The organism is Streptococcus parasanguinis (assembly GCF_001073155.1).
Classification (GTDB): Bacteria; Bacillota; Bacilli; order Lactobacillales; family Streptococcaceae; genus Streptococcus; species Streptococcus parasanguinis_D.
In genome coordinates this window covers 18103-39857 of the sequence record NZ_JVEE01000026.1, presented here as the reverse complement: position 1 = coordinate 39857, position 21755 = coordinate 18103, and the positions used below count along the sequence as shown (strand labels likewise).

Annotated in this window: 25 protein-coding genes and 1 pseudogene; 2 read left to right on the top strand and 24 right to left on the bottom strand. The window is 41.5% G+C overall.

What is annotated here, in order from left to right; all coding sequences use genetic code 11:
• Positions 1-22 precede the first annotated feature (22 nt).
• The 7 genes from ADH92_RS03825 to ADH92_RS03795 form a co-directional block, all read right to left on the bottom strand.
• The gene (locus ADH92_RS03825) at positions 23-634 is read right to left on the bottom strand and encodes an NUDIX hydrolase (protein WP_049483657.1); all 612 of its coding nucleotides are present in this window, start codon (positions 632-634) and stop codon (positions 23-25) included.
• Positions 624-1994, bottom strand: a complete 1371-nt coding sequence (locus tag ADH92_RS03820; protein WP_049497232.1) for a UDP-N-acetylmuramoyl-tripeptide--D-alanyl-D-alanine ligase — start codon at positions 1992-1994, stop codon at positions 624-626. Before ADH92_RS03820 ends, ADH92_RS03825 begins: the two co-directional genes overlap by 11 nt.
• 274 nt (positions 1995-2268) lie before the next feature.
• A complete protein-coding gene (locus ADH92_RS03815; protein ID WP_049497229.1) occupies positions 2269-3315 on the bottom strand; it encodes a D-alanine--D-alanine ligase in 1047 nt (348 codons plus the stop codon).
• A 76-nt stretch (positions 3316-3391) separates the two neighbouring features.
• Entirely contained in the window at positions 3392-3988 is a 597-nt protein-coding gene (recR, locus tag ADH92_RS03810; RefSeq protein WP_003002450.1) for a recombination mediator RecR, read from the bottom strand.
• A gap of 10 nt (positions 3989-3998) precedes the next feature.
• Positions 3999-6050 (bottom strand): penicillin-binding protein PBP2B, encoded by a 2052-nt coding sequence (gene pbp2b / locus ADH92_RS03805; protein WP_049497226.1) that lies wholly within the window; start codon positions 6048-6050, stop codon positions 3999-4001.
• 140 nt (positions 6051-6190) lie between these two features.
• Positions 6191-6823, bottom strand: a complete 633-nt coding sequence (locus ADH92_RS03800; protein ID WP_004219793.1) for a DUF421 domain-containing protein — start codon at positions 6821-6823, stop codon at positions 6191-6193.
• On the bottom strand, positions 6820-7272 hold the full coding sequence (locus ADH92_RS03795; RefSeq protein WP_049497223.1) for a DUF3290 family protein: 453 nt from the start codon (positions 7270-7272) through the stop codon (positions 6820-6822). The genes ADH92_RS03800 and ADH92_RS03795 overlap by 4 nt, the downstream gene beginning before the upstream one ends.
• A gap of 135 nt (positions 7273-7407) precedes the next feature.
• Between ADH92_RS03795 and ADH92_RS03790 the strand changes: the two genes are divergently transcribed.
• Positions 7408-8235 (top strand): exodeoxyribonuclease III, encoded by an 828-nt coding sequence (locus ADH92_RS03790; RefSeq protein WP_049497221.1) that lies wholly within the window; start codon positions 7408-7410, stop codon positions 8233-8235.
• Between the two features lie 11 nt (positions 8236-8246).
• Positions 8247-8633: a bleomycin resistance protein gene (locus tag ADH92_RS03785; RefSeq protein ID WP_003011764.1), complete on the top strand. Its 387-nt coding sequence runs from the start codon at positions 8247-8249 to the stop codon at positions 8631-8633.
• A 191-nt stretch (positions 8634-8824) separates the two neighbouring features.
• On the opposite strand, the gene ADH92_RS03780 is transcribed toward ADH92_RS03785, so the two are convergent.
• From ADH92_RS03780 to ADH92_RS03705, 17 genes and pseudogenes are all read right to left on the bottom strand, one after another.
• The gene (locus ADH92_RS03780) at positions 8825-10792 is read right to left on the bottom strand and encodes a peptide ABC transporter substrate-binding protein (RefSeq protein ID WP_049497218.1); all 1968 of its coding nucleotides are present in this window, start codon (positions 10790-10792) and stop codon (positions 8825-8827) included.
• 265 nt (positions 10793-11057) lie between these two features.
• Positions 11058-11681: an endonuclease III gene (nth, locus tag ADH92_RS03775; protein ID WP_003006251.1), complete on the bottom strand. Its 624-nt coding sequence runs from the start codon at positions 11679-11681 to the stop codon at positions 11058-11060.
• 104 nt (positions 11682-11785) lie between these two features.
• Positions 11786-12094, bottom strand: a complete 309-nt coding sequence (locus tag ADH92_RS03770; protein WP_049497216.1) for a YjgN family protein — start codon at positions 12092-12094, stop codon at positions 11786-11788.
• Between the two features lie 22 nt (positions 12095-12116).
• Complete coding sequence (locus ADH92_RS03765) at positions 12117-12809, bottom strand: 5'-methylthioadenosine/adenosylhomocysteine nucleosidase (RefSeq protein ID WP_049497215.1); 693 nt, start codon at positions 12807-12809, stop codon at positions 12117-12119.
• Between the two features lie 24 nt (positions 12810-12833).
• On the bottom strand, positions 12834-13169 hold the full coding sequence (gene macP / locus ADH92_RS03760) for a cell wall synthase accessory phosphoprotein MacP (protein WP_049497213.1): 336 nt from the start codon (positions 13167-13169) through the stop codon (positions 12834-12836).
• Positions 13170-13180: 11 nt separating this feature from the next.
• Complete coding sequence (locus ADH92_RS03755; RefSeq protein ID WP_049497211.1) at positions 13181-13726, bottom strand: NUDIX hydrolase; 546 nt, start codon at positions 13724-13726, stop codon at positions 13181-13183.
• A 9-nt stretch (positions 13727-13735) separates the two neighbouring features.
• Positions 13736-15115 (bottom strand): bifunctional UDP-N-acetylglucosamine diphosphorylase/glucosamine-1-phosphate N-acetyltransferase GlmU, encoded by a 1380-nt coding sequence (gene glmU / locus ADH92_RS03750; RefSeq protein WP_049497209.1) that lies wholly within the window; start codon positions 15113-15115, stop codon positions 13736-13738.
• Between the two features lie 382 nt (positions 15116-15497).
• Complete coding sequence (locus tag ADH92_RS03745; protein WP_049497207.1) at positions 15498-15938, bottom strand: ASCH domain-containing protein; 441 nt, start codon at positions 15936-15938, stop codon at positions 15498-15500.
• On the bottom strand, positions 15935-16432 hold the full coding sequence (locus ADH92_RS03740; RefSeq protein ID WP_049497205.1) for an NUDIX hydrolase: 498 nt from the start codon (positions 16430-16432) through the stop codon (positions 15935-15937). Before ADH92_RS03740 ends, ADH92_RS03745 begins: the two co-directional genes overlap by 4 nt.
• A 46-nt stretch (positions 16433-16478) precedes the next feature.
• Entirely contained in the window at positions 16479-17078 is a 600-nt protein-coding gene (locus ADH92_RS03735; RefSeq protein ID WP_049497204.1) for a DUF6707 family protein, read from the bottom strand.
• Between the two features lie 80 nt (positions 17079-17158).
• Complete coding sequence (locus tag ADH92_RS11370) at positions 17159-17290, bottom strand: Imm51 family immunity protein (RefSeq protein ID WP_239681845.1); 132 nt, start codon at positions 17288-17290, stop codon at positions 17159-17161.
• Positions 17291-17506: 216 nt separating this feature from the next.
• A complete protein-coding gene (locus ADH92_RS03730; protein WP_014713043.1) occupies positions 17507-17956 on the bottom strand; it encodes an SMI1/KNR4 family protein in 450 nt (149 codons plus the stop codon).
• A 161-nt stretch (positions 17957-18117) separates the two neighbouring features.
• Positions 18118-18381 (bottom strand): annotated as a pseudogene (locus ADH92_RS03725) (NUDIX domain-containing protein); the annotation flags it as partial.
• Between the two features lie 99 nt (positions 18382-18480).
• Positions 18481-19683 carry an ABC transporter permease gene (locus ADH92_RS03720; protein ID WP_013903275.1) on the bottom strand — a complete coding sequence of 401 codons (1203 nt, stop codon included), beginning with the start codon at positions 19681-19683 and terminating at the stop codon, positions 18481-18483.
• A 4-nt stretch (positions 19684-19687) separates the two neighbouring features.
• The gene (locus ADH92_RS03715; protein WP_013903274.1) at positions 19688-20347 is read right to left on the bottom strand and encodes an ABC transporter ATP-binding protein; all 660 of its coding nucleotides are present in this window, start codon (positions 20345-20347) and stop codon (positions 19688-19690) included.
• Positions 20348-20727: 380 nt separating this feature from the next.
• Entirely contained in the window at positions 20728-21426 is a 699-nt protein-coding gene (locus ADH92_RS03710) for a 3-oxoacyl-ACP reductase (RefSeq protein ID WP_049497201.1), read from the bottom strand.
• Entirely contained in the window at positions 21419-21655 is a 237-nt protein-coding gene (locus tag ADH92_RS03705) for a DUF2829 domain-containing protein (protein ID WP_049497199.1), read from the bottom strand. The genes ADH92_RS03710 and ADH92_RS03705 overlap by 8 nt, the downstream gene beginning before the upstream one ends.
• Positions 21656-21755: the final 100 nt, after the last annotated feature.

Genomic DNA, 21755 nt, shown 5'->3' with positions numbered 1-21755 from the left:
CCCTTTAATTTATAGATCGTTTTTAATCACAATACAAATCTCGTTTCCCATCATAAACCTCCCAAAGGAAATTCAATTGTTCTTCTGTATTGCGCTTGGTAGAAAGAGCAGGCATCTTCTCTCTCTCAAAAAATGCAAGATCGGAAATTTCCTGATTCTGTTGAAAACTTCCATCCAGCAATTCACATTCAAATACCAATTTCACATATTGGCGGCTTTGCAATTGGTAGCGATTGGTATCAAATACTGCCAACAAGCGATTGACACGTGCTACATAGCCCGTTTCTTCTTGGATTTCCTTTAAAATATTTTCTTTAGGAGAATAGCCAACCTCACCAAAACCACCCGGCAAAGCCCAGGTCTCTTCTCCCTGACCTTTCACTAAACAAAGTTTGTCATCTTTGACAATCCAGGCCCTTACATCAATCAAGGGAGTGTCGTAATGGTCTGTCGGTCGAAACAAATCCGATAATTCTTGTGAATTCAGATCAGTCGTTTCTCTCACAAGATCCTGTAAAATTTCACGAATATCCTGGTAGCGCTCTTGATCAAATGGATCTTTTGAGAACGCTAAGCCTGTATTGGTGATTGAAATCAAGCGCTGAATATCCTTCAGTACATTATTACTTACCATTCTCCAATTCCTCTACCAATTTTGCCAAATTCATGGAATTGCTTCCCTTGATAAGGATTTGGTCTTGCTCTTTCAAGCTTTCCTTGACTTGTTTGACCAGGTCCTCAAACTGATCTTCCTCAGCTGTCTTCTTGAAATAATAGACATGTCCGAGTGGGAACATCTGACTCGCTAACTGAGCCAATCCTGCAATGTCTTGGCCGTAGAAAATAACCGTATCTAAAACATCCGGCGAGAGGCTAAGAATCATTTGGTTGTGCAGATCTACAGATTGCTCCCCTAGTTCTTTCATATCTGCCAGGACGGCTAATTTTCGACCATTTGGATTAGCAGGAATAGTCGAGAAAGTTTCTAAGATTAGGCGCATAGCCGTTGGATTGGCATTGTAGACATCGGATAGGATATCCGCTCCATTACTGGCCTTTTTCCATTCTGTGCGGTTGCGCGTCAATTGCAAGGTTTCAAAACTGTCTCGAATCGCAGCTTCACTCACCCCTTCTTGCAGGGCAACATAAGCTGCAATCATGGCATTGGTCGCATTGTATTTTCCTGTTACTGGAAGATCAATCGCTTCTTCTAAGAAATTCGCTCGGAAAGTTAAGCTGTCCTTTCGCTCGATTAACTCGGTAATAAAAATCTCCTCGTCTGGACCAAAGCGGACGACTGTTTGCTTTTCAGGAAGGTAGGCATTCACGATCGGATCAGCTGGAACTACCAGAAGACCACCTTCTGGCATCCCGTCCGCAATCTGGAGTTTTCCTTTTGCGATCTCACTTCGATCTTTGAAGAATTCCAAATGGGCTTCCCCAATCAAGGTGACAATAGCAGCTTTTGGATGCGCCAGTTCTGACAAGAGATGGATATCTCCTAGATGGTCTTGCCCCATTTCAAGGACCAGTTTGTCCGTCCCTTCTGGCATATGCAAAACCGTATAAGGAAGACCAATTTCGTTATTATAGTTTCCTTGTGTTTTATAGGTCAGGTAGGTGGTGGACAAAAGCTGTGCCAACATATCTTTTGTGGTGGTTTTACCATTTGACCCCGTCACTGCAAAAACATCTACTTTTGTCTTTTGAAGATAGGCTGCAGCAAGTGTTTGAAAAGCACTCAATACATCTTCCACCAAAATATAAGGGTGGCCTTCTACCACTTTCTCTGAAAAAGTGGCTACGGCTCCGTTTTCAAAAGCAGTCTCAATAAAGTCATGACCATCACGCGCTCCTTCTAAAGGAACAAACAGGTCTCCAGGCCCAATCAAACGGCTGTCAAATTCCGGCTTGACGAGGGCCACATCTTCAAATTGGCTGATATCATTTTTTGCATGTACTAGATGAGCAACTTCATGTAATGTGAGATTCATATCCAACTCCTCAGTTCTCCGTAGCGTCCTCTAAGATTTGGACACTCCTATCAAATTCTTCTCATTATACCATATTCTAGACCACAAAAAAAGTGGCTGGGACAGAAGTCCTAGCCTCTTGATTGTTTTAGGATTGTCGAGCAAGACGCAGTGGTTGAGTGGGCTCTACTACGCTGATTTCATCAGCTTTTACAGCCCTACTCAACTGTGCGGAGGTGGGACGACGAAATCGAATTCTAACGAATTGCCGATTTCTGTCCCACTCTCTCTTTTCTTACAACAAATGCGCTTCGTGTTTTTGGAAGACTTCTTTTCCAAGCTCTACTAACTTGGTGATCAAATCTGTATAGTTAAGTCCCATATTGTCCCAAAGCAAGGGATACATAGACCATTGGGTAAATCCTGGCATGGTATTGAGTTCGTTTAAGAAGATCTCTCCTTTATCGGTATAGAAGAAATCACAACGCGCCAAGCCCAGACCACCAATCGCACGAAAGGCTTTTTCTGCGTTGGTCCGCATGATTTTCACAACCTCAGGGTCCAATTGAGCCGGAATCGCCATGGTAATTTTGTTGTCGATGTATTTGGCATCATAATCATAGAAGGCCACATCTTTCACAACTTCACCTGGCAAGGTGCTCTTCACATCATAGTTTCCAAGCAGTCCAACTTCGATCTCACGCGCATTAACCCCTTGTTCTACCAAAACACGGCTATCGTATTTAAAGGCTAATTCAAGAGCAGCCCGAAGCTCTGTTTGGTTTTCAGATTTTGAAATCCCTACGCTTGAACCCATATTGGATGGTTTGGTAAAGACAGGGTAAGAGAGATTGGCTTCAATTGCAGCAATTTTCTCATCCACGTCATCGCCTTCCACTACAGCTACATAAGGAACTTGTGGAATTCCTGCAGACTTCAAGACCCGTTTGGTCGTGATCTTGTCCATCGCAACACTAGAAGCCAGGATACCACAGCCGACATAAGGCATCTTCAAGACTTCTAAGAAGCCTTGAATGGAACCATCTTCTCCCATTGGTCCATGAAGAACTGGAAAGACTACTGCTCCTTCCTTGTAAATCGCAGATGGTGCCACTTTTTTAGACCAGTCCACTGTCTCATTGGTCATCAATTTCTCATCATCCGCTGGTTTCTCTTCAAAAGCTTGCGTCTGGATGAAGTCTCCTGACTGCGTAATAAAGTAGGTTTGAACCGAAAATGCTTGGTAATCAATCGCGCGCATCACGCTTTCTGCTGAAAGAACAGATACTTCACGTTCTGCACTACGTCCACCATACAACAGGATTAAGTCTTGTTTACTCATAGTTTCTCCCTAATTGTTCCCTTGATTTCTTACTTGATAGTATACCACAATGATAGCCCTTTCGAAAGAACTTCTCTTATAATTCTGTCCGATTTTCAATCGCGCGAAGCAAGGTCACTTCGTCCGCATACTCGATATCGGCTCCAACTGCCAGACCACGTGCCAAACGTGTCACTTTGATCCCTGCTGGCTTGAGCACGCGCGAGATATACATAGATGTTGCTTCCCCGTCTGCTGTCGCATTGGTCGCAACAATGACCTCTGTGACTGTTCCATCCATCAAGCGACTAATCAAACTCTTGAGATTGATATCATCGGGTCCCACGCCATTCATGGGCGAGATCAAGCCATGCAAGACATGGTAACGGCCATGGTATTCCTGGATATTTTCCATAGCAGATACATCCCGGCTATCTTCTACAACAAGTATGAGGGATGGATCCCGCGTTTCATCTCGACAAATCTCGCAGGTTTCTTCATCGGTTAAATTGCCACAAATACTGCAATACCCTAGCTCACGCTTAGCATTCAGTAAGTTTTTGGCAAATTCATTCACATCATCATCTGACATACCAATGGTGTAAAAAGCCAGACGAGTCGCTGTTTTGATCCCAATTCCTGGCAACTTCGAATAGCTGTCAATTAATTTTGCAATAGGTGCTGGATAAAGCATAATTTCCTTTCTAATTCATGGGGTGTTTCTGATTGTATAAATTAATAATGTCACGCGTAATGGAATGACTGACCGTCGCTTGTAGATTGGTATTATGTGGAAAAACCACTGCTACCGCAATCTTTGGATTGTTTGATGGTGCATAAGCCACAACATTGGTATTAATGGCTTGTTTGCCTCCATCGACTGTGGTTTCAGCTGTACCTGTCTTTGCACTAATGGGCACACTAGCACCTCGACCCACGGTCTTTCCTGTCGTTAACCCACTCGTACCATTTGCAACTTGGTAGAACCCTTGCTTGATCAAAGCCATGTCCTCCGCTGAGATATGCACCTGATTGAGCTCTTTAGTTTCGATCGCTTTTTTCAACTGACCAAGGCCCCCTTGATCATTATTGTCATAGATGCCTTCGACGACATGAGGACTCACCCTCTTCCCATCATTCGCTACCGTTGCCGCATACTGGGCCAATTGCATAGGCGTATAGTTGTCAAACTGACCAAAGGCATTGGTCAAATAATTACCGACTGTATAGTCTTTCGGAATAAAACCGGTCGATTCATTGGGAAGGTCAATCCCCGTTGATGTTCCAAGACCGTATTCCGCAAAAGTAGAGCGCAGTTTTTTCATAGCCGGTTCAACCTGATCCACTTGTAAGGTCATGTTGGGAGTGTAAGGTTGCCCCATCATCTTAAGGGCAATTTGAACCATATAGGTATTAGAAGAGTATTCCAAGGCTTCCACCGCATTGATGGAACGACTACCGTATTGGGTAAACCAAGAATTGATAGGTGCTGATCCTGCAAAAACAATCGGCTGATCGGTCAGAACCTGATTCCCAGAAATGGCTCCATTTTCCCATCCAGAAGTCAAGGTCGCTCCTTTGACCACGGATCCTGGAACGAAGACGTTGGTCACTGTTCCCAAAGCATCTGCTGATAGATCTTGACTACCAGCCTGGTGTTTAATCCCTGCCATGGCAAGGACCTTTCCTGTATCGGGCTCCAGAGCTACGGCATAGACACCTTCGGAGTAGGTCGCATTTCCAGCTTGCAACTCTGCGCTAAAGGCGGAGCGAAGGATATCTTCCACTCCTTTTTGGAAATCCAAATCAATCGAGAGCTTGAGGTTTTCTCCTTTGGCCCCTTTTGAAACGTCGACCACTTTCTCCATGTTGCCATTTTTATCTAGGAGAATTTCTTTTTCACTGCGTTTTCCTTGAAGGACATTTTCGTATTCTTTCTCCAAATAAGAGGTGCCAACCCGGTCATTGAGAGCATAGCCTTTTTTGACATAATCTTCAACCTCTTCTGCTGGAAGTCCCGCCTGCTCGGTCGATACATTTCCAATAATAGAAGCTAAAGGAGTATCCAAAACCTTGCGGTCCCAGCTAGTCGTGATGGCAATTCCCGGAAGGTCCTGACTGTCCGCAGCGATGGTCGCAATCTGCTCAGCTCCTAGTGCCTGCGTCGTAATGATCCCAGTCGCAAAATTCTCTACCGCATTCATCTGGCTATAGAGATAAATAATCTTTTTCTCATCATCTGTATAGCCGAGTTTTGAAGGGTCGATACTATCCACTGCCGCTTGATAAATCTTGGCTTCCGGCAGGCGGTTGCCATCGGTATCAAATTTCTTTTTCTCAGGCAGGTGTTCCACGACCTCTTGGTAGACCTTGGTATTGGCTAGATAGTAATCCACTTCTTGCCGTTCGGTTACTTGAGGATTTTCTACGTCGACATACTGCAGGAGTTTCCCAGCTGTCTCTCGCATTTCTTGGGCCGTCATTTTACGATCGCGCGTAAAAGTCAGGACTTGTTTTCCCACATTTTCCACCAAGGGCTTACCAGAAGCATCATAGATTTGCCCTCGCACACTCCCTTGTTTGACCGTCTTTTTCGTAGCTTTTGCCAATTTATCCGTATAGTAGGCTTGGTGAGTGATCTGCATATAGCCAAGTCGGGCAATCAGCACCAAAAAAAGAAGGCAAATCAAACTAAACAGCAGGTAGAGTCTGCGTGTAATCGAATGATTCTCAAACTTCCGTATTTTCTTCTTCATGAAATTTTCTATCCTTCTTTTCTAATCAACACTTACCTTCCATTTTACTATTTTTCCCAGAGTATCTCAAGAAAAGGAAGAGCCCTTTCCTGGAATTTTACAAAGAAAAAAGATTGGACAGGCTCGTCCAATCCCTTCTTCTAATAGGTCACAACATTGATCTTGCCTTTGTCATACTCGGCAATGAAAATGTCCAGAACGTTGTCATAGCCTTCTTTTTCCAATTCAGCCAGCAACCACTCTTCGCTTTTTCCAATTGTTTCCAAAATTTCAAGCTGAACCACTCCATCCGTAATAATCGGGTATTTAGGATTTTCATCCCCCGCACGGACAACGATCAATTGACCATTTTGTTCAATAACAGCGCGCTTCACATCTTTTAATTGAAAAATCCCTTGTCCACGTAGTTTCAAAGCAACATCTGAAGCAGAAAGTCCTTTGGAACGACACGCTTCCGGATCCAGTTTCCCATTTTTAATGATGACAGTTGGTTTTCCATCAATCAAGTGCTTCATAAAACGAACATTGGTATTGAGCCATTTTAAGAGCAAGATCAAAATAGTCCACATTAAGAGAATCACAATGTATTGAAGAATGGTAATGGAGCTATTGTAGATGACCCCACCAATAATGCCCCCAAGAACAAAGTTCTGTATCTGGTCTACTGCAGAATTTGGTGCTAAGTTTCCTTTCCCGGTCACATTGATGACAAATACCAAGGAAATCAAGCCCAAAGCTAATTTAATCAAGATGTTTAAAAAATTTACTATCATTTGTTCACCTCCACAAGTTCCACGTCTGTTTTATACAGATCCATCTTTTCTAATAGGTAGCTATCTGGGTCAGATCCTGCGATAGCTCGGTAATAAACCTCTCCAACCTTCAGGATCGCCCCATCTGTGGCTGCTGAAGTATTGACATAGACGTCTTCTTTTTTGACATCCAACTCCTTTGAGATGACCTCAATAAAATGCAGAGAACGTTGGAATTGGTCATTATTACTTTGGCTATTTTGGAAATTGCTGATGCCGATCAAGACCACTGCAACCAGAGTCAAAATGGAAATAATGGATAATTCCCGGAATTTGCTATCGTGCTTATCCCGATAGGCTTTCACCGCAAAAAAACCAGTCAGTAGAATGAGCAAACCAGAGATCACAATGGTCACCCAATTTTGCTGACTAATCTGACTCAATACATAGTCATAAGAGTAAAATTTCATAATGAACTCCCTTTCTCCAAATGAATTCAAGCTATTATAATGTATTTCAGGAGAGAATTCAAGGCATTCTAATCAGAAAATCATTAAATTTTTGTTATAATAAAATTATCCATCATGTCAAGAAAAGGAAACACAATGAAACTCATTTCATGGAATATCGACTCGCTTAATGCTGCATTAACCAGTGATTCAGCACGCGCTAAACTTTCTCAAGAAGTCCTCCAAACCTTGGTTGCTGAGGATGCGGATATCATTGCCATTCAAGAAACCAAGTTATCCGCCAAAGGACCTACCAAAAAACACCTTGAAATCCTTGAGGAACTCTTCCCTGGCTATGAAAACACCTGGCGCTCTTCTCAAGAACCGGCTCGTAAAGGCTACGCTGGAACCATGTTCCTCTATAAAAAAGAGCTCACACCCGTTGTGACTTTCCCAGAGATCGGAGCCCCTTCGACCATGGACTTGGAAGGTCGGATCATTACCTTGGAATTTGATAAATTTTTCGTTACTCAGGTATACACACCTAACGCTGGTGATGGTCTCAAACGTTTAGAAGAACGTCAAGTATGGGATGTCAAATATGCTGAATATTTGGCTGAATTAGACAAAGAAAAACCTGTCCTTGCAACCGGTGACTACAACGTTGCTCACAAGGAAATCGACCTTGCTAACCCAGCCAGCAACCGCCGTTCGCCAGGATTCACAGACGAAGAACGCGAAGGATTTACAAATCTTTTGGCCAAAGGATTTACAGATACCTTCCGCCATGTCCATGGTGATGTCCCAGAACGCTACACTTGGTGGGCGCAACGAAGTAAAACCTCAAAAATCAACAATACAGGCTGGAGAATCGACTATTGGCTCACAAGTAACCGTGTGGCAGACAAAGTTACCAAGTCAGATATGATCGACTCAGGCGCTCGCCAAGACCATACACCAATTGTATTAGAAATTGATTTGTAAGGATGGTCTTTATGAATTTCAATGCAGTGATTCCTGAGTTTATTGTATCGAATTTAGAGCAGTCCCGTTCCTTCTACTGTGATTTACTGGGTTTTACCATCGAATACGGGCGACCAGAAGAGAACTTCCTTTTCCTTTCTCTCGAAGATTGCCAGCTAATGATAGAGGAGGGGACAAAGGAGGAGCTAGCTGAACTGACCTATCCATTTGGTCGTGGAGTCAATATCTCCTTTGGCATAAAAGATGTCCCTAGACTCTATCAAAAATTGCTAGAATCTAACTATCCTATTCATCGTCCATTGACCAAAAGAGAATTTCGTGTTGGTGAACAGTATATCTATCCTCATGAATTTTCAGTTTTAGATCCAGATGGCTATTTTTTAAGATTTAGTGAATAGAATGATCATCACCCGTCTATGGACCATACCCAAAAATCTATTTTTGTGAGTACAGTTCAATAGCGGGTGATTTATTTATCTTTCATCTTAAAAAATGAGACAGACTGACTTTCGAGACATAAAAAAACCGGAGCCCTTACATGACGGCTCCGACTTTTTTATCTTCATTGATAGACCAATGATTGATTTTTTTATTTTTTCTTCTCAATGTGATCTTTGAGATCTTCTTGAGCTTTTTTATTGGATTCTGCTTTTTTCTTCAACCATTCTTCTTTGGCCTTGTTAAAGTCTTTTGTAGTGACAACATCTTTAGACATTTCAAGGTATTTGTAGAATGTTCCTGTTCCTTTTGTACCAACCCATGAAGCAGCACGGCTGTATGGCACAGTCCGTTGAAGCATTGGAGCACCACCATTTGAGACAGTTGGAAGCGTAATCGAGCTATCTGTCAACCAAGCTTGCGCTGCTGCATATTTTTCATAGCGTTTTCCTTGATCCAACAATTCAGCATCGGCGTCTTTCAACATGTTAGCGTATTGATCCAAACCAACTGTTGCAATGGCTGGATTGTTTGAACCTGCATCAATACCAAGATAGTAGAAGACAGAACCATTTACTGGGCTGATACTTTCGAGGTAAGTCGATGGGTCTTGGTAGTCAGGAGCCCAACCACCGCCTGAGATATCGTAATCTCTCGCAGCCGCTGTATCGCTGAAGTAGGTGATATTTTGGAAATCATCATCCGATACCTTTTGAAGGTCCACAACGACATTGTCTGCACCAAGCGCTGACTCTACAGATTGTTTGAAGGAGCTAGCTTGTTGGACCATGCTGTTGTCCACTTGGCTAACAATGTAGTCCAAATGAATTGGGAATTGAACGCCTTGTTTTTGCAATTCAGCTTTAGCTTTCGCAAATGAAGCCTTGGCTTTTTCTGGGCTGTAAAGGCTCGTTTGACCATCGGCCAGACTCACACCCTTCCATTGATCCCCATAGGTAACCAATTGTTTTTCAACGACCTTACCAAAATCTTCTCCATTGACTTGGACATAAGTTGGTGGCACCAAAGTGCTACGAAGGGTATTTTCAGCCGCATCAGATCCAGATACTTGTGCCGCATATGATTTGCGGTCAAAACCAAAGTTCACCGCTTGACGGAAGTCCTTGTTCAGGATTGCTTTCTTGGTAGAAGCTTTTTGTTCATCCGTTGTTTTGGCAGTATGGTCATACTTTTGACGGTCCAAGTTGAATCCAAGATAGTAGGATGTTCCCAATTGCAAACCGTAGACAATGTTGTCGCCAAAGTTTTTCTTGACACTCTTATAAGTCGAGCTGTTTGGCATAACAGATGCAAAGGAATATTGACCTTTTTCAAAGTTCTTAATGATAGAATCTGGGTTTGATCCATCGTTAAAGGTCAATTTGACATTATCGATATGAACATTTTTCGCATCGTAATAGTCTTTGTTCTTGACCAATTCAATCTCAGATTTTGAAGTCAAAGATTTCAAGTAGAATGGACCATTGTATAAGATGCTGCTAGGTTTCAAAGAACCAAAATCTTTCCCTTGAGATTTCAAGAAATCCGCATTGACTGGGAAAAGAACACCTGAGGTTGTTTTTGAGTTCCAGAAGCTTTCTGGACGAACCAAAGTATATTGGATGGTGTGGTCGTCTAAGGCTTTGACTCCAACTGTGTTAAAGTCTTTGGTTTCCCCTTTTACGTAGGCATCCAAACCTTTGATCGAATTTTGAATCAAGAAGAGACCTTCTGATTTAGACTCAACCGCGTGTTTGATCCCTGTAACAAAGTCTTGAGCCGTTACAGCACCATATTCTTCCCCTTCACTCGTATACCATTTGGCATCCTTACGAAGTTTGTAAGTATAGGTTAATCCATCTTCAGAGACAGTCCAATCTTCTGCTAGACTTGGCACAAAGTTTCCGTATCGGTCGTTTTCAAGAAGACCATCTACAAGGTTACTTGTGACATCTGAAGTCGTTGTACGAGTTGCAGCGATGTAATCCAAGGTATTTGGATCTGCTGAATAGACGAATGAGTAGGTTGCTTGATTGCTACTACCACCGCCACATGCTGCTAAAAGAAAGGCACCTGCAACAGAAACTCCTGCAAGAGCTAACAGTTTTTTTGCTTTCATCACTATCTCCTTATGTTAGATTTTCTACCATTATACACTATTTCTTAAAAAAAACCAAATTTATTTTAAAAAAGTTCGTTATTTCTGAATGAATATAATAAGATATAAAGAAAAAGCATCTTGAAATCGATCTCAAAGAAGCCGGATAGGGGAGTCTAGGCACCTACCACCAGATCCAACAAAGATATCACCTTTCAATCCTTTTAATAAATATACGTTTCATCACAAAAAGAACCTCTGCACTTTCGAGCAGAGGAACTGATTCCTAATCAAAATGATAGAGTTGTGGGTACTGGTCACATTCAGGATTTTTGGGGTGGCAGATAGCCCGTCCAAAATAAATCATGGCTTGATGGGCCGCTAGCCATTCGCTCTTTGGCAGAACATCCATGACCCGCTTTTCAACTTCCAATGGCGTCGCTGATTTCTTGACAATATCATGGTGCTTGCAGATCCGCTCCACATGGGTATCGACAGCAAAAGCTGGAATCCCAAAGCCTACACTCATGACAACATTTGCTGTCTTGCGTCCTACTCCTGCTAGACTTTCTAACTCTTCACGAGTCTGAGGCACTTGACCATCAAAGTTGTCTAACAATTGTTGGGCACATTTTTTTAGAAATTTGGCCTTATTTCGATAGAGGCCTAATTTAGAAATATGCTTGGCGATATCGGCTTCACTGGCTGCTGCCATGGCTTGCGGGGTTGGAAAAGCCGCAAACAAACCTGGTGTCGCTTTGTTAACAGCTGCATCTGTCGTCTGAGCTGAGAGCATGACTGCTACTAGTAATTCAAAATGATTACGAAAATCCAGACTCGGTTTAGCATCTGGAAAGAGGGCGATAATTTCTTCAATCACATGGCGTGCCCGTTTCTTTGATAAAACCATATTCTCTCCTTTACATTACTTGTCTTTATTATAGCATGAAAGTTCCCTATTTCTGAAAGATTCGGCTTCAAAAAAGGACTAGTCCTTAGACGAGTCCTTTTCAATTAGTCTATAAAATGAGTATGCTTGGTAATCCATTGTGTGACCTTGATATTTAACCAGAACACATAGATACCAAATGTAATGATGGTAAAGAACCACCATTTGATCCAATTTCCAAATAACTGCATAGCCGTGCCGTCAAAATACTGACGACGACCATCAATCACGGTATGCTTGACCTTCCAGTTATACATAATGCACACGCCCCAAGGAGCACAAATCCCCAAAGTCAATACTGTAATGAAGGTTGCTAATAAAACATGGCCAATATATGAAAATAGGCCTCCATCAAAATACGATTCACGATACATGTTCAATTTCCCTATATTTTTTCTACACCAATCTCTTCAAGAACGTAATCAGGGTTTGAGCAGAGCGTTCGCCAGCCTCTACGATAAATTCATCAAAAGAGAGATTGGCTGCGTGATCTGCCGTATCACTCATGGCGCGAATGACCATGAAGGGACGTCCAGCTGCATGAGCGGCTTGGGCAATGGCTGCCCCTTCCATCTCAACTGCCAAGACTTCTGGAAACTGCTCCCGAATCGCTGCAACTTTTTCTTCATTCGCGATAAAGCTATCTCCTGTTGTAATCAGGCCCACATATGTGGTTGCAGCTTCTTCTTCCAGAACTTTTTTCATTTCTGATACGAAATAGCGACTGGATTCAAAGTAAAGCGGTTGACCTGCCATTTGACCATACTTGTAGCCAAAGGCTGTCACATCCACATCATGATAAGCCAATTTGTCCGCAAGGACGATATCCCCTACAGCCATTCCCGGTGCGACTGCTCCTGCAGATCCGGTATTGATAATGGCTTCCACTTTGAAATCATTGGCCAAGACGGCTACACTCATGGCAGACATGACTTTTCCGATGCCACTTTCAACCAAAACGACTTCATGGCGACCAATCGATCCTGTATAGTAGACTTTTCCAAGACGCAGATGCTTTTCCCCATTTTCAAGGGCTTCAACCAGAATCTTTAACTCCTGGGGCATGGCTGCGATAATTCCAATTTTCATATCCATTCTCTCCTTGTGACGACCTTACAGACGCCAAATAGCAATGATCAAGGCAATGAGGAGCACAATGATCCAGAACAAAATCTTATTGAGTTTGGATTGGACCACACTTTGTTTGCGCTCTTCAATCCGACGACTCTTGGTCACAGTGGGCTCCACTTGGATCTGCAAGGTATCCTGTGAATAGCTCTCCTGCGGCCGCTCCCTACGACTTTCTCTCATAGGACGTTCGTAGCCAAATCCCCTGTGGTCTGTCCGAATAATCTTCGTCTCTTCAGCATCGACCATTTTAGGACTCGAAAGGTCCTCACCTCGCCTCGCTCGTTCAATCATTTCATCGGTTAATAAAGGTTTTCCCATCGGATCCTCCTCTATTTATTGATTAAGTCCCAGTATTGGATGGCCATGATGGTCTTGGCATCACAGATTTCGCCAGCTTGGATCAAGTCTTTAGCTTCCTTCAAGGTTACTTCTAATAACTCCAAGGTCTCATCCGCATCTTGTGGACGTGGATTTTCCACCTTTTTCAAGTTGGTTGCAAGATAGAGTTTAATCCGCTCATTACAAAATCCAATTGCAGAATAAAAATCATACAATAACTCTAGATCCGCTGTGTAGCCAATTTCTTCTTCCAATTCGCGTAGAGCAGCCGCTTTAGGATCTGCATTTTCTCCCTTTTCTAACTTCCCTGCTGGAATCTCCACAGAAGTCTTTTCAATCGCCTTGCGGTACTGCTTGACCAAGATCGTCTTGCCCTCATCTGTGATCGGCAAAACCGCTACTGCTCCATTATGGAAGATTAAATCACGCTGAGCTTGACCTTTTCCAGCGGGTAGTTCTACTTGATCAGTCACCACTTGGAAAATCGGTCCCTGATAAATTTCCTTGCGCTCAATGGTTTTTTCTTCAAATTGCATGAGATTCTCCTATTTATTTTTAGGATGATGTGGCAAGCGAAGAGCATACTCTTCTTTATTCACTTGACGGCCACGACCGATCGCAATCGCATCTGCTGGCACATCTTTGGTAATGGTGGATCCAGCCCCGACTAGGGAATTATCTCCGAGCTCGACGGGTGCAATGATGGTCGAATTTGAACCAACAAAGACATTGTTGCCAATTGTTGTTTTAAACTTGTGTTGGCCATCGTAATTCACCGTGATAGTTCCAGCACCAAAGTTGACATTGCTACCAACTTCACAGTTGCCAATGTAGGTCAGATGACCTGCTTTAGTATTTTCGCCAATAGACGAACCTTTGACTTCGACAAAGTTTCCAATATGGACATTTTTGGCCAGGCTAGAAGCTGGACGAATATGAGCATATGGTCCTACCGTTACGCCATCGGCTACCGTACTCTCTTCAATCATAGAGTTGGTAATAACGGCACCTACCCCAATTTCACTGTCCACAATATAGGTTCCATTAGTTAAGACGGTTTCAGCCCCAATTTTTGTGTGCCCTTTTAGGGTAACATTGGCTTCGATTTGTACCTCAGGTGCGATTTCGACATCGACATCGATATAGGCCGCATCCGGATTGACAAAGCTCACCCCATTGACCATATGAGCTTGGTTAATGCGACGACGCATGATGCCTTCCGCTGTCGCAAGGGCCACGCGGTCATTAACCCCAAGGCTTTCATCAAAGTCTTTGAGCGTATAGGCTCCAACTTTCTCTCCTGCTTCTCGGAAGATCCCAATCACATCTGTGATATAGTATTCACCTTGGGCATTGTTGGTATTGATATTCTTCAAAGCTTCAAAAAGCCGCGCATTGTCAAAGACATAAGTCCCTGTATTGATTTCTTTGATTTGTTTTTCAAAATCTGTCGCATCTTTTTGCTCGACGATGCGAAGCACTTCCGCATTGTCATTACGGACAATCCGACCATAGCCAAATGGATTAGCTGCTTCGGCTGTCAAAATCGTTGCCACATTCTTGTGGTTGATATGGAAGTCGATCAAGTGTTTGAGACTGTCACCCGTAATCAAAGGAGTGTCTCCTGCAATGACGAGGGTATGCCCTTCAAGACCTTTCAAGACTGGCTCTGCCATCATTACCGCATGACCAGTTCCCAATTGTTCGGTTTGTTTGACAAACTCTGTTTGTCCCGCTAAGACTTGCTCTACCAATTCTGCCTTGTGGCCCACAACTGTTACAGTCTTTTCTGGTGAGATGGCTCCAACACTACGGAAGACATGCTCCAACATAGAGATCCCTGCAACCTTATGAAGAACCTTGGGCAGATCTGATTTCATACGGGTACCTTTCCCCGCTGCTAAAATAATGGCATAATTTGGCATAACATTTCTCTTTTCTGTACAATATCGTACTTATTATACCATTTTTCACCCCTTTTGGAAAATAAGACCCGAACCAAAGGGAGTGGGAAAGAACTTCGACTAATTAAACAAAAGTTGAAAAGGTTCCCCAAACCTTTTCAATTTTCCCACCCCCGCACACCTCCAACAGTCTGGGAGACTGTTGGAGGTTGCAGATAAAGAAAACATTGTTTTCCATCTTCATAGGTCATCTTTGGAGCTAAGTAGCGAACAAATACTTAGGAACCTTGCTTCGCAAGTCCTATCCACCACTTAAAAGCAGTGCTTTGAGCAATCAACCACTGCGTCATACAGTTATTCCTATTAAACATCGAAGGCTGGACAGTTTTTGCCCAGCCTCGTTCTATAATGGATAAACCTTGCGAAATTCTTCTAAAACCACCTTGCTGTCAGGTGTAAAAGCCTGCCCTGCTTCTCCAAAGCAGTCTTTGAAAAAATCTTCATGAACCTGACGCCAATAGGCCAGAGATTTGTCTCCCTCACCTTCCTTATAGGCATGGTCAGCAGACACTTGATGGAAGGGCTGAACAGAAACCTTGATAATTTCGACAATGCAGATAGCCTGATCTTGGCTATCTAAAATGATATCAAAGGTTCCTTCTTGGGGAAGGGGTTCATCCTCTAGTGCGTAAAGGTCGTAGGCAGAGGCGGTTGCCGTTTTTTCGCCTTTAAGCACCAAATCTGCTAAAAGGTCTGGTTCCACTCCAAAAGCCCAGGCATCTATCTCATCTCCGATAGAGGGGTTAATTTGCTTGTAGGCATTCCACATTTCTTGAGGTGTCATTTTTTCTCCTTCTTTTCTTTTACTTTCCAATTCCTATAACTTGTCAGTTCCAATTCAGGAAATCCTCGTAACTCTGCCTTCACTTTTAATACTAAAGGTGAGGCATTTTCTTGGGTCATCTGCTCAATAGGGACCCAAACTGCCTTTGCTGAATCATTACTTCCATCAAGAACTTCATGAGGAAGGGATTTTTGAGAGCTCTCGAAATCGAGCACTACATCATAAAAGGCCATGATATGATGTACAGCGAAGTCTTCCCCCTCTTCTTGAACCAGCACGTCATAAATCCTAGGATTTGAGTAACTGTTAAGTGTATACCCTGTCTCTTCCAGAACTTCTCTCTTGAGGGTTTCAGTTAGTCCCTCCCCTACTTCCTGACTACCACCCGGTAGATCAAAACGATTTTGATAGGGGCCTCTCGTTTTCTCAACGCAAAGCAATTTCCCATTCTCATAGCAAACGCCATAGACACCAAAGTGTTTTTTGATTTCCATATTCTACTCTTTCTAAAAGTCCAAGATTGCTAGAACACCTTATCCCTTAAAAAGGAAAGAGGTTATAGATTTCATGCTCCTTAATATACTTCTTTAGTATCTCCATATTCTCTTTAATTTTTGCCTGGATATCTGTCTCTTCACACGTTGACTCATCAATAAAAAGGTGAATCTTCAATAAATCTGTCAAGTATAGCAAACGGCGTTCCATTTCTGATTCAGGACTTGAAGCCTGCTCGATTTTTGCAAGCTTTTGCTCCAAGCTATCACCATTCAAAAATCTCTGATGAACTCTCCTTCTTATTTTCTGAGTGGATTCCTCCCCTTGTTCTAATGGAGATAAAAGGAGTTTTTTATAGACGAGTACCTGATTTTCTGCTTCTCTTTCCAGATAGGCCAATAAAACCAGAGAGCCATCAACAAAGGTCCAGGTGTTATAATTCCCTTCAAATGGAACTTGTATGATCCTATCTAATAATTCCTTAGCCATTTTCTCTTGGCCATCCAGATAAAGTAAATAGGCCAGATGATTCAGCGATTCGAGATAGGTAGTTTTGGGCTTCTTATTCTTTTTTAAAATTTTTTCTAAATAGAGATGTAGATCTGGATGTTTTTCCAGTTGTTCAACTACTTCAGGTAGCTTCATCTGAAATCCTTTCTATTCTTTTTTTTAATTTAAAGAGATTTTAGTCAACTAATCCAACTCTGCTCGGCTAAACAAGTCTTTCATGGTGTCGGTATCATCACAAACTCTTTCAATCTAAGTGCAAATCTAGCTAAGGCGTCTACCTTGGAAGAATAGGCACAAAACATACTTCCTTCAGGATCAAAGTCTATTGCATCGCTTAATTCAGGCATTTTTTCCTCCAAAAATACCAAAGCCAAGGATACCCAAACATAGCCATTTCCTCAAATCCCTCCTCTTCTCGAGTGTCAAACACTTCCTGTCTGTATTCTCCATCTGGGTAATAAATAAACGACCCTCGAACATTTTAAGGATTCTCATCAAAGACTAGCAAGGTAAAAGGGGCAATTATTTCATTTATGTTTTCGTAATCCATCTCCTTTTTCGTCTCACTCTTCAACAAAGGAATTCAAAAAATCCTCAAAAGATGGCCATTGACCATACAACTCAGCTTTTTCTTCTAAAACATAGAAGTACACCTTGCCATAATCTTCTGCCCTTAAAGAAAGAGCATAGTTGCCCGATCCAGGATCATAGGCAAAATGGAGAAGGTCTGTGGCCTTAAATCCCGCAGGCACAGCCTCATCGTCAAACCAGGTAAGAGACTTCCTTATCTCCTCAAGTGAGTCAAAGGAATTGAAAGGAAAGAGATGATAATCATCGTGAACACCCCTTACTTGGGGCTGGCCACCGTTGTACTTGAGATAAAAATCCTTCATGGCTTCCGGCAATTTCTTTCCAAGAAACTCCTCAAATTGTAAAAGATCTTCTCTTGAAATAGCTGGATCTGTGTCTGTCAATACAAGCATCCCTTCTCCTTTTTGAGTCTCTCTTTCCATAGTTTGACCTCCATATTACAGGTCCCTTTTAGTCTATCATACCATAAGATTCCCTTTCCATAAAGCTAAAATAGAAAATGAGCCTAGCGGTTTTACTAGACTCATTTTATCCTTATTATTTTACTTTATTATTTTACTTTTTCAACCCATACTGATCGCTCAATCAACCGTCTTAGACAGAAGTCTTGCCCTTCTTCTTGAACCAGCACGTCATAAACCCTAGGATTTGAGTAACGGCTAAGGGTATAGCCCGTCTCTTCCAGAACTTCTCTCTTGAGGGTTTCTGTCAACCCCTCACCGAGTTCCTGACTACCACCCGGTAGATCAAAACGATGTTGATAAGGTCCTCTTGTTTTTTCAATACAGAGCAGTTTTCCCTCTTGAAGACAGACTCCGTATACCCCAAAGTGATGTTTGATTTTCATCAAATCCTCCTACTTTCATTCAAAGCTCAGTCGATAATGAAATCAGTATAGCTTTTCTTTTTGCAACACCATCTATGATTGCCACTAATCATTTCTTCTCTATTGATTTAATACTTTTTCAATATCTATTTTAGTAATTTTTTTAGATACCAAAAATCCTGCAAAAACTGAAGTGAGAATCCCTATTAATACTGGGAACAACAATCTGATAAGTTCAATATCTAGTGGTAATCCACTCAAAAAGATGATCAAATAAGAAATAGCAATTCCTATCACCAATCCCGCGCTTGTACCTCGTACTCCCATCATGAAGCTTTCAAATAAATAAATTCTTTTTATCTGTCGATCAGATGCACCGATGATTTTAAAAGTTGCGATCTGTTTATGATTCTCCTGAATGGTAATGGCTAGAATATTGATAATATTAATAATCGCTACAATAGAGATAAGAACTATGATTAATAGGATAAAAAGGTCAATGTAGGAAAACCATCTGGATAGCATATTTATAACATCCTGTTGTGTTGCTACAACAACATCTAATCCTGTCCCTGATAAAGATTGTTTTAAATTTTCATTTTTTAAAACAATCTTTTCTATCCTGTTTGCTGCCTCATTTAAATCGGTTCCATTTTTTACAGTAGCATTCAGATAGTAATATTTATTTGATGAGACGCTACTACTATTAATATTTATTGCCATCATTTGATTTATTTCTGTTGGCAACGTAGAAAACAACTGCGCTTCTTGCTTGTCTATAATGCCCGAAATTACAAACTTTACATAATGATTATCAATCTTAATAGTCACCGTATCTCCGACATTCATTGATGTAGCCTTGTGTACGGAATTTCCGATTAATATTTCATTGTCCTTCTCTGGAAATTTTCCATCAGCAATTCTAATATTCAGGTTTTTTAAATACTTTTCTTCTAGACAATGGATGGTATTGGAAACCGATGTCTTACCATTTTGGAATTTGATATCATCCGTAAATAAAAGTTTTACACCAGTAGCATTCTTTACTTCATCTATTTTTTTTACTCGATCAATATCTTCATTAGAAAACAAAGGCAAAGCTTTATAATTCAGAGAATTTTCTTTATTACCAAAGGCAACAGTAACAACATTTTTATTTGCTACAGTCATTTCTTTAATCATTTTATTATAGAATGAATTAGAAATGAGCATCACTAAAACAATTAGCAAAACAGAGATCGCTATTGACAGTCTAACTAATCTATATCTTCGTTTGTTAACTTCTAAATCTCTTCTAGCAATGAATAATATGGAATGATTCATTTTATCATCTCCTTACGTACTCAATTTTGCCATCAACAACTGTGCAAATAGACTGCATACTATTCGCCACCTTATCACTATGAGTTACTGTTATAATCGTGATACCTAACTCTTCATTGATCCTCTTTAACAATTCTATTATATTTTGTTCGTTATCAGCGTCTAAATTACCAGTAGGTTCATCTGCTATCAATATTTCTGGATTATTAATAAGAGCTCTTGCCAAAGCAACTCTTTGTTTTTCACCTCCACTAATCTTATCAATACTCTTACTTAACATTTCTTTTGAAAGACCTAGAGTGTTACAAATTTCGTTAATGTTATTCTCTCCATTTTCAAAAAAATATCTTGGAAGTAGAATATTTTCTTTCACCGTAAAACCTGAAATCAAATTAAAGTTTTGGAACACACAGCCAATATTCCTACGCCTTACCTTACTCAAATTTTTCATATCTAAAACGGAACTACCACAGACTAAGATATCCCCCTCATTTAAACTGGTAATCCCTAATATTAATTTAACAAGAGTAGTTTTTCCTAATCCAGAACGGCCAACTATTGCAGTCGTGCTACCTTTTTTAAATTCAAAATTACAATTTTTGAAAATATATCTGACATTCGATCCATCACTAAAACATTTAGTAACATTCACTAATTTAATCATGATTTCACCTTCATTCCATAATGACTTAGCAAATCAATTGTACTATTCGTTTCTTCTAAAAAAATCTCTTAAAGTTTCAAGTATCCCATTCAGAAAGTTATTCTGAACTAACCCTCCGTTATCTTCATAAATGTTATCATCCCCGTATTTTTTGATGAAATAGGCTAGACCTCCATCTTGACTAATTATAAAAAAATCTGATTCATCATGATCACTCTGGTAGGTTTAATTTCGTTCAGTAAGATCTTCTTTAGCATAGAGGTAAATACCTGTCTCACCACTGTCCTAACTTAATTGTTCACCTAGGTTTAATCCTCTTTCAGTAAGGAAAAAACAATTACATTTCTTAGCAAGATTTTAACTCTTGCTTTTTCATCCTCCTACTTCAAACTCCATCCACCATCAATCGTCAGGATTTGTCCTTGCATAGCTGTCGCCTTTCCGCTTGCCAAAAAGAGGCTAACTTCTGCCACTTCCTCTGGTTCTATCCAGCGTTTGATGGGCGTCTCACTGGCTACCCAGTCCGCCAAACCACCTGGTTCAAAGTCTGCTGCGGTCATGCCTGTTTTGACAGCACCTGGCGCGATGCCAAAGACCTGTATTCCAGCTTCTGCATAATCCAAGGCCAACTGCTTGGTAAAGCCCGCTAGAGCATGTTTGGAGGAAGTATAAGCGTGACCGCCTCCACCAGCTAGACTAGATGCAATGGAGCACATATTGATGATGATCCCTTGCTTCTTCTCCAACATTTGAGTCAGATAATGACGTGTCAGCTCCACTGGGGTCACATAGTTGATCTCAAAAATCTCCTGAATCTCCTGAGCGCTTTGCTCCAGAAGCGGCTTGTAATCGTCCAAGACCCCAGCTGTATTGCACAAGACCTCTACCTCAGGACACCAGTCAAAAATCGGCGTCAAATCCAGAGTTAAGTCCCTCTGCAAGAAATGGAAAGCACCCGACAACTGCGGATCCGCTCCCTGGTCCACGCCATAGACCTGGTAGCCCTTTTCTAGAAAGAGACGAGCTTGAGCCAAACCAATCCCGGAACTCACGCCTGTAATCAAGACCCTTTTAGTCATGGACTTCCACCCAATCTGTCGCTAAGACATCACAAGGGGTTGGACTCCACATGGAGAAACCTTCGCCTTCACCAGACACATTGATGAGGAAATAAGGTGTCACTTCCAGAGCCACCCCATCTTGCTCAATGGTATCAAAGAGTTGGACGTAGTTTTCTGCTCCACCCCATCCTGTTCGCACATATTTTTTCTTAGCCTTTAAGCCTGGTAAAATCTCTTCAAATGTCATTTTTTTCTCCTTTGTTATCTAGTTAACTTTCTCCCTTTATTATACCAAAAAAAGAGCTTTCTCTATGTAAAAAGCCAGAGTTCTTCTACTCTAGCTTTCA

Coding starts and splice junctions, on each gene's coding strand:
- ADH92_RS03825 (WP_049483657.1), bottom strand. CDS start 634: ATGGTAAGTAATAATGTACTGAAGGATATTCAGCGCTTGATTTCAATC.
- ADH92_RS03820 (WP_049497232.1), bottom strand. CDS start 1,994: ATGAATCTCACATTACATGAAGTTGCTCATCTAGTACATGCAAAAAAT.
- ADH92_RS03815 (WP_049497229.1), bottom strand. CDS start 3,315: ATGAGTAAACAAGACTTAATCCTGTTGTATGGTGGACGTAGTGCAGAA.
- recR (WP_003002450.1), bottom strand. CDS start 3,988: ATGCTTTATCCAGCACCTATTGCAAAATTAATTGACAGCTATTCGAAG.
- pbp2b (WP_049497226.1), bottom strand. CDS start 6,050: ATGAAGAAGAAAATACGGAAGTTTGAGAATCATTCGATTACACGCAGA.
- ADH92_RS03800 (WP_004219793.1), bottom strand. CDS start 6,823: ATGATAGTAAATTTTTTAAACATCTTGATTAAATTAGCTTTGGGCTTG.
- ADH92_RS03795 (WP_049497223.1), bottom strand. CDS start 7,272: ATGAAATTTTACTCTTATGACTATGTATTGAGTCAGATTAGTCAGCAA.
- ADH92_RS03790 (WP_049497221.1), top strand. CDS start 7,408: ATGAAACTCATTTCATGGAATATCGACTCGCTTAATGCTGCATTAACC.
- ADH92_RS03785 (WP_003011764.1), top strand. CDS start 8,247: ATGAATTTCAATGCAGTGATTCCTGAGTTTATTGTATCGAATTTAGAG.
- ADH92_RS03780 (WP_049497218.1), bottom strand. CDS start 10,792: ATGAAAGCAAAAAAACTGTTAGCTCTTGCAGGAGTTTCTGTTGCAGGT.
- nth (WP_003006251.1), bottom strand. CDS start 11,681: ATGGTTTTATCAAAGAAACGGGCACGCCATGTGATTGAAGAAATTATC.
- ADH92_RS03770 (WP_049497216.1), bottom strand. CDS start 12,094: ATGTATCGTGAATCGTATTTTGATGGAGGCCTATTTTCATATATTGGC.
- ADH92_RS03765 (WP_049497215.1), bottom strand. CDS start 12,809: ATGAAAATTGGAATTATCGCAGCCATGCCCCAGGAGTTAAAGATTCTG.
- macP (WP_049497213.1), bottom strand. CDS start 13,169: ATGGGAAAACCTTTATTAACCGATGAAATGATTGAACGAGCGAGGCGA.
- ADH92_RS03755 (WP_049497211.1), bottom strand. CDS start 13,726: ATGCAATTTGAAGAAAAAACCATTGAGCGCAAGGAAATTTATCAGGGA.
- glmU (WP_049497209.1), bottom strand. CDS start 15,115: ATGCCAAATTATGCCATTATTTTAGCAGCGGGGAAAGGTACCCGTATG.
- ADH92_RS03745 (WP_049497207.1), bottom strand. CDS start 15,938: ATGACACCTCAAGAAATGTGGAATGCCTACAAGCAAATTAACCCCTCT.
- ADH92_RS03740 (WP_049497205.1), bottom strand. CDS start 16,432: ATGGAAATCAAAAAACACTTTGGTGTCTATGGCGTTTGCTATGAGAAT.
- ADH92_RS03735 (WP_049497204.1), bottom strand. CDS start 17,078: ATGAAGCTACCTGAAGTAGTTGAACAACTGGAAAAACATCCAGATCTA.
- ADH92_RS11370 (WP_239681845.1), bottom strand. CDS start 17,290: ATGCCTGAATTAAGCGATGCAATAGACTTTGATCCTGAAGGAAGTATG.
- ADH92_RS03730 (WP_014713043.1), bottom strand. CDS start 17,956: ATGGAAAGAGAGACTCAAAAAGGAGAAGGGATGCTTGTATTGACAGAC.
- ADH92_RS03720 (WP_013903275.1), bottom strand. CDS start 19,683: ATGAATCATTCCATATTATTCATTGCTAGAAGAGATTTAGAAGTTAAC.
- ADH92_RS03715 (WP_013903274.1), bottom strand. CDS start 20,347: ATGATTAAATTAGTGAATGTTACTAAATGTTTTAGTGATGGATCGAAT.
- ADH92_RS03710 (WP_049497201.1), bottom strand. CDS start 21,426: ATGACTAAAAGGGTCTTGATTACAGGCGTGAGTTCCGGGATTGGTTTG.
- ADH92_RS03705 (WP_049497199.1), bottom strand. CDS start 21,655: ATGACATTTGAAGAGATTTTACCAGGCTTAAAGGCTAAGAAAAAATAT.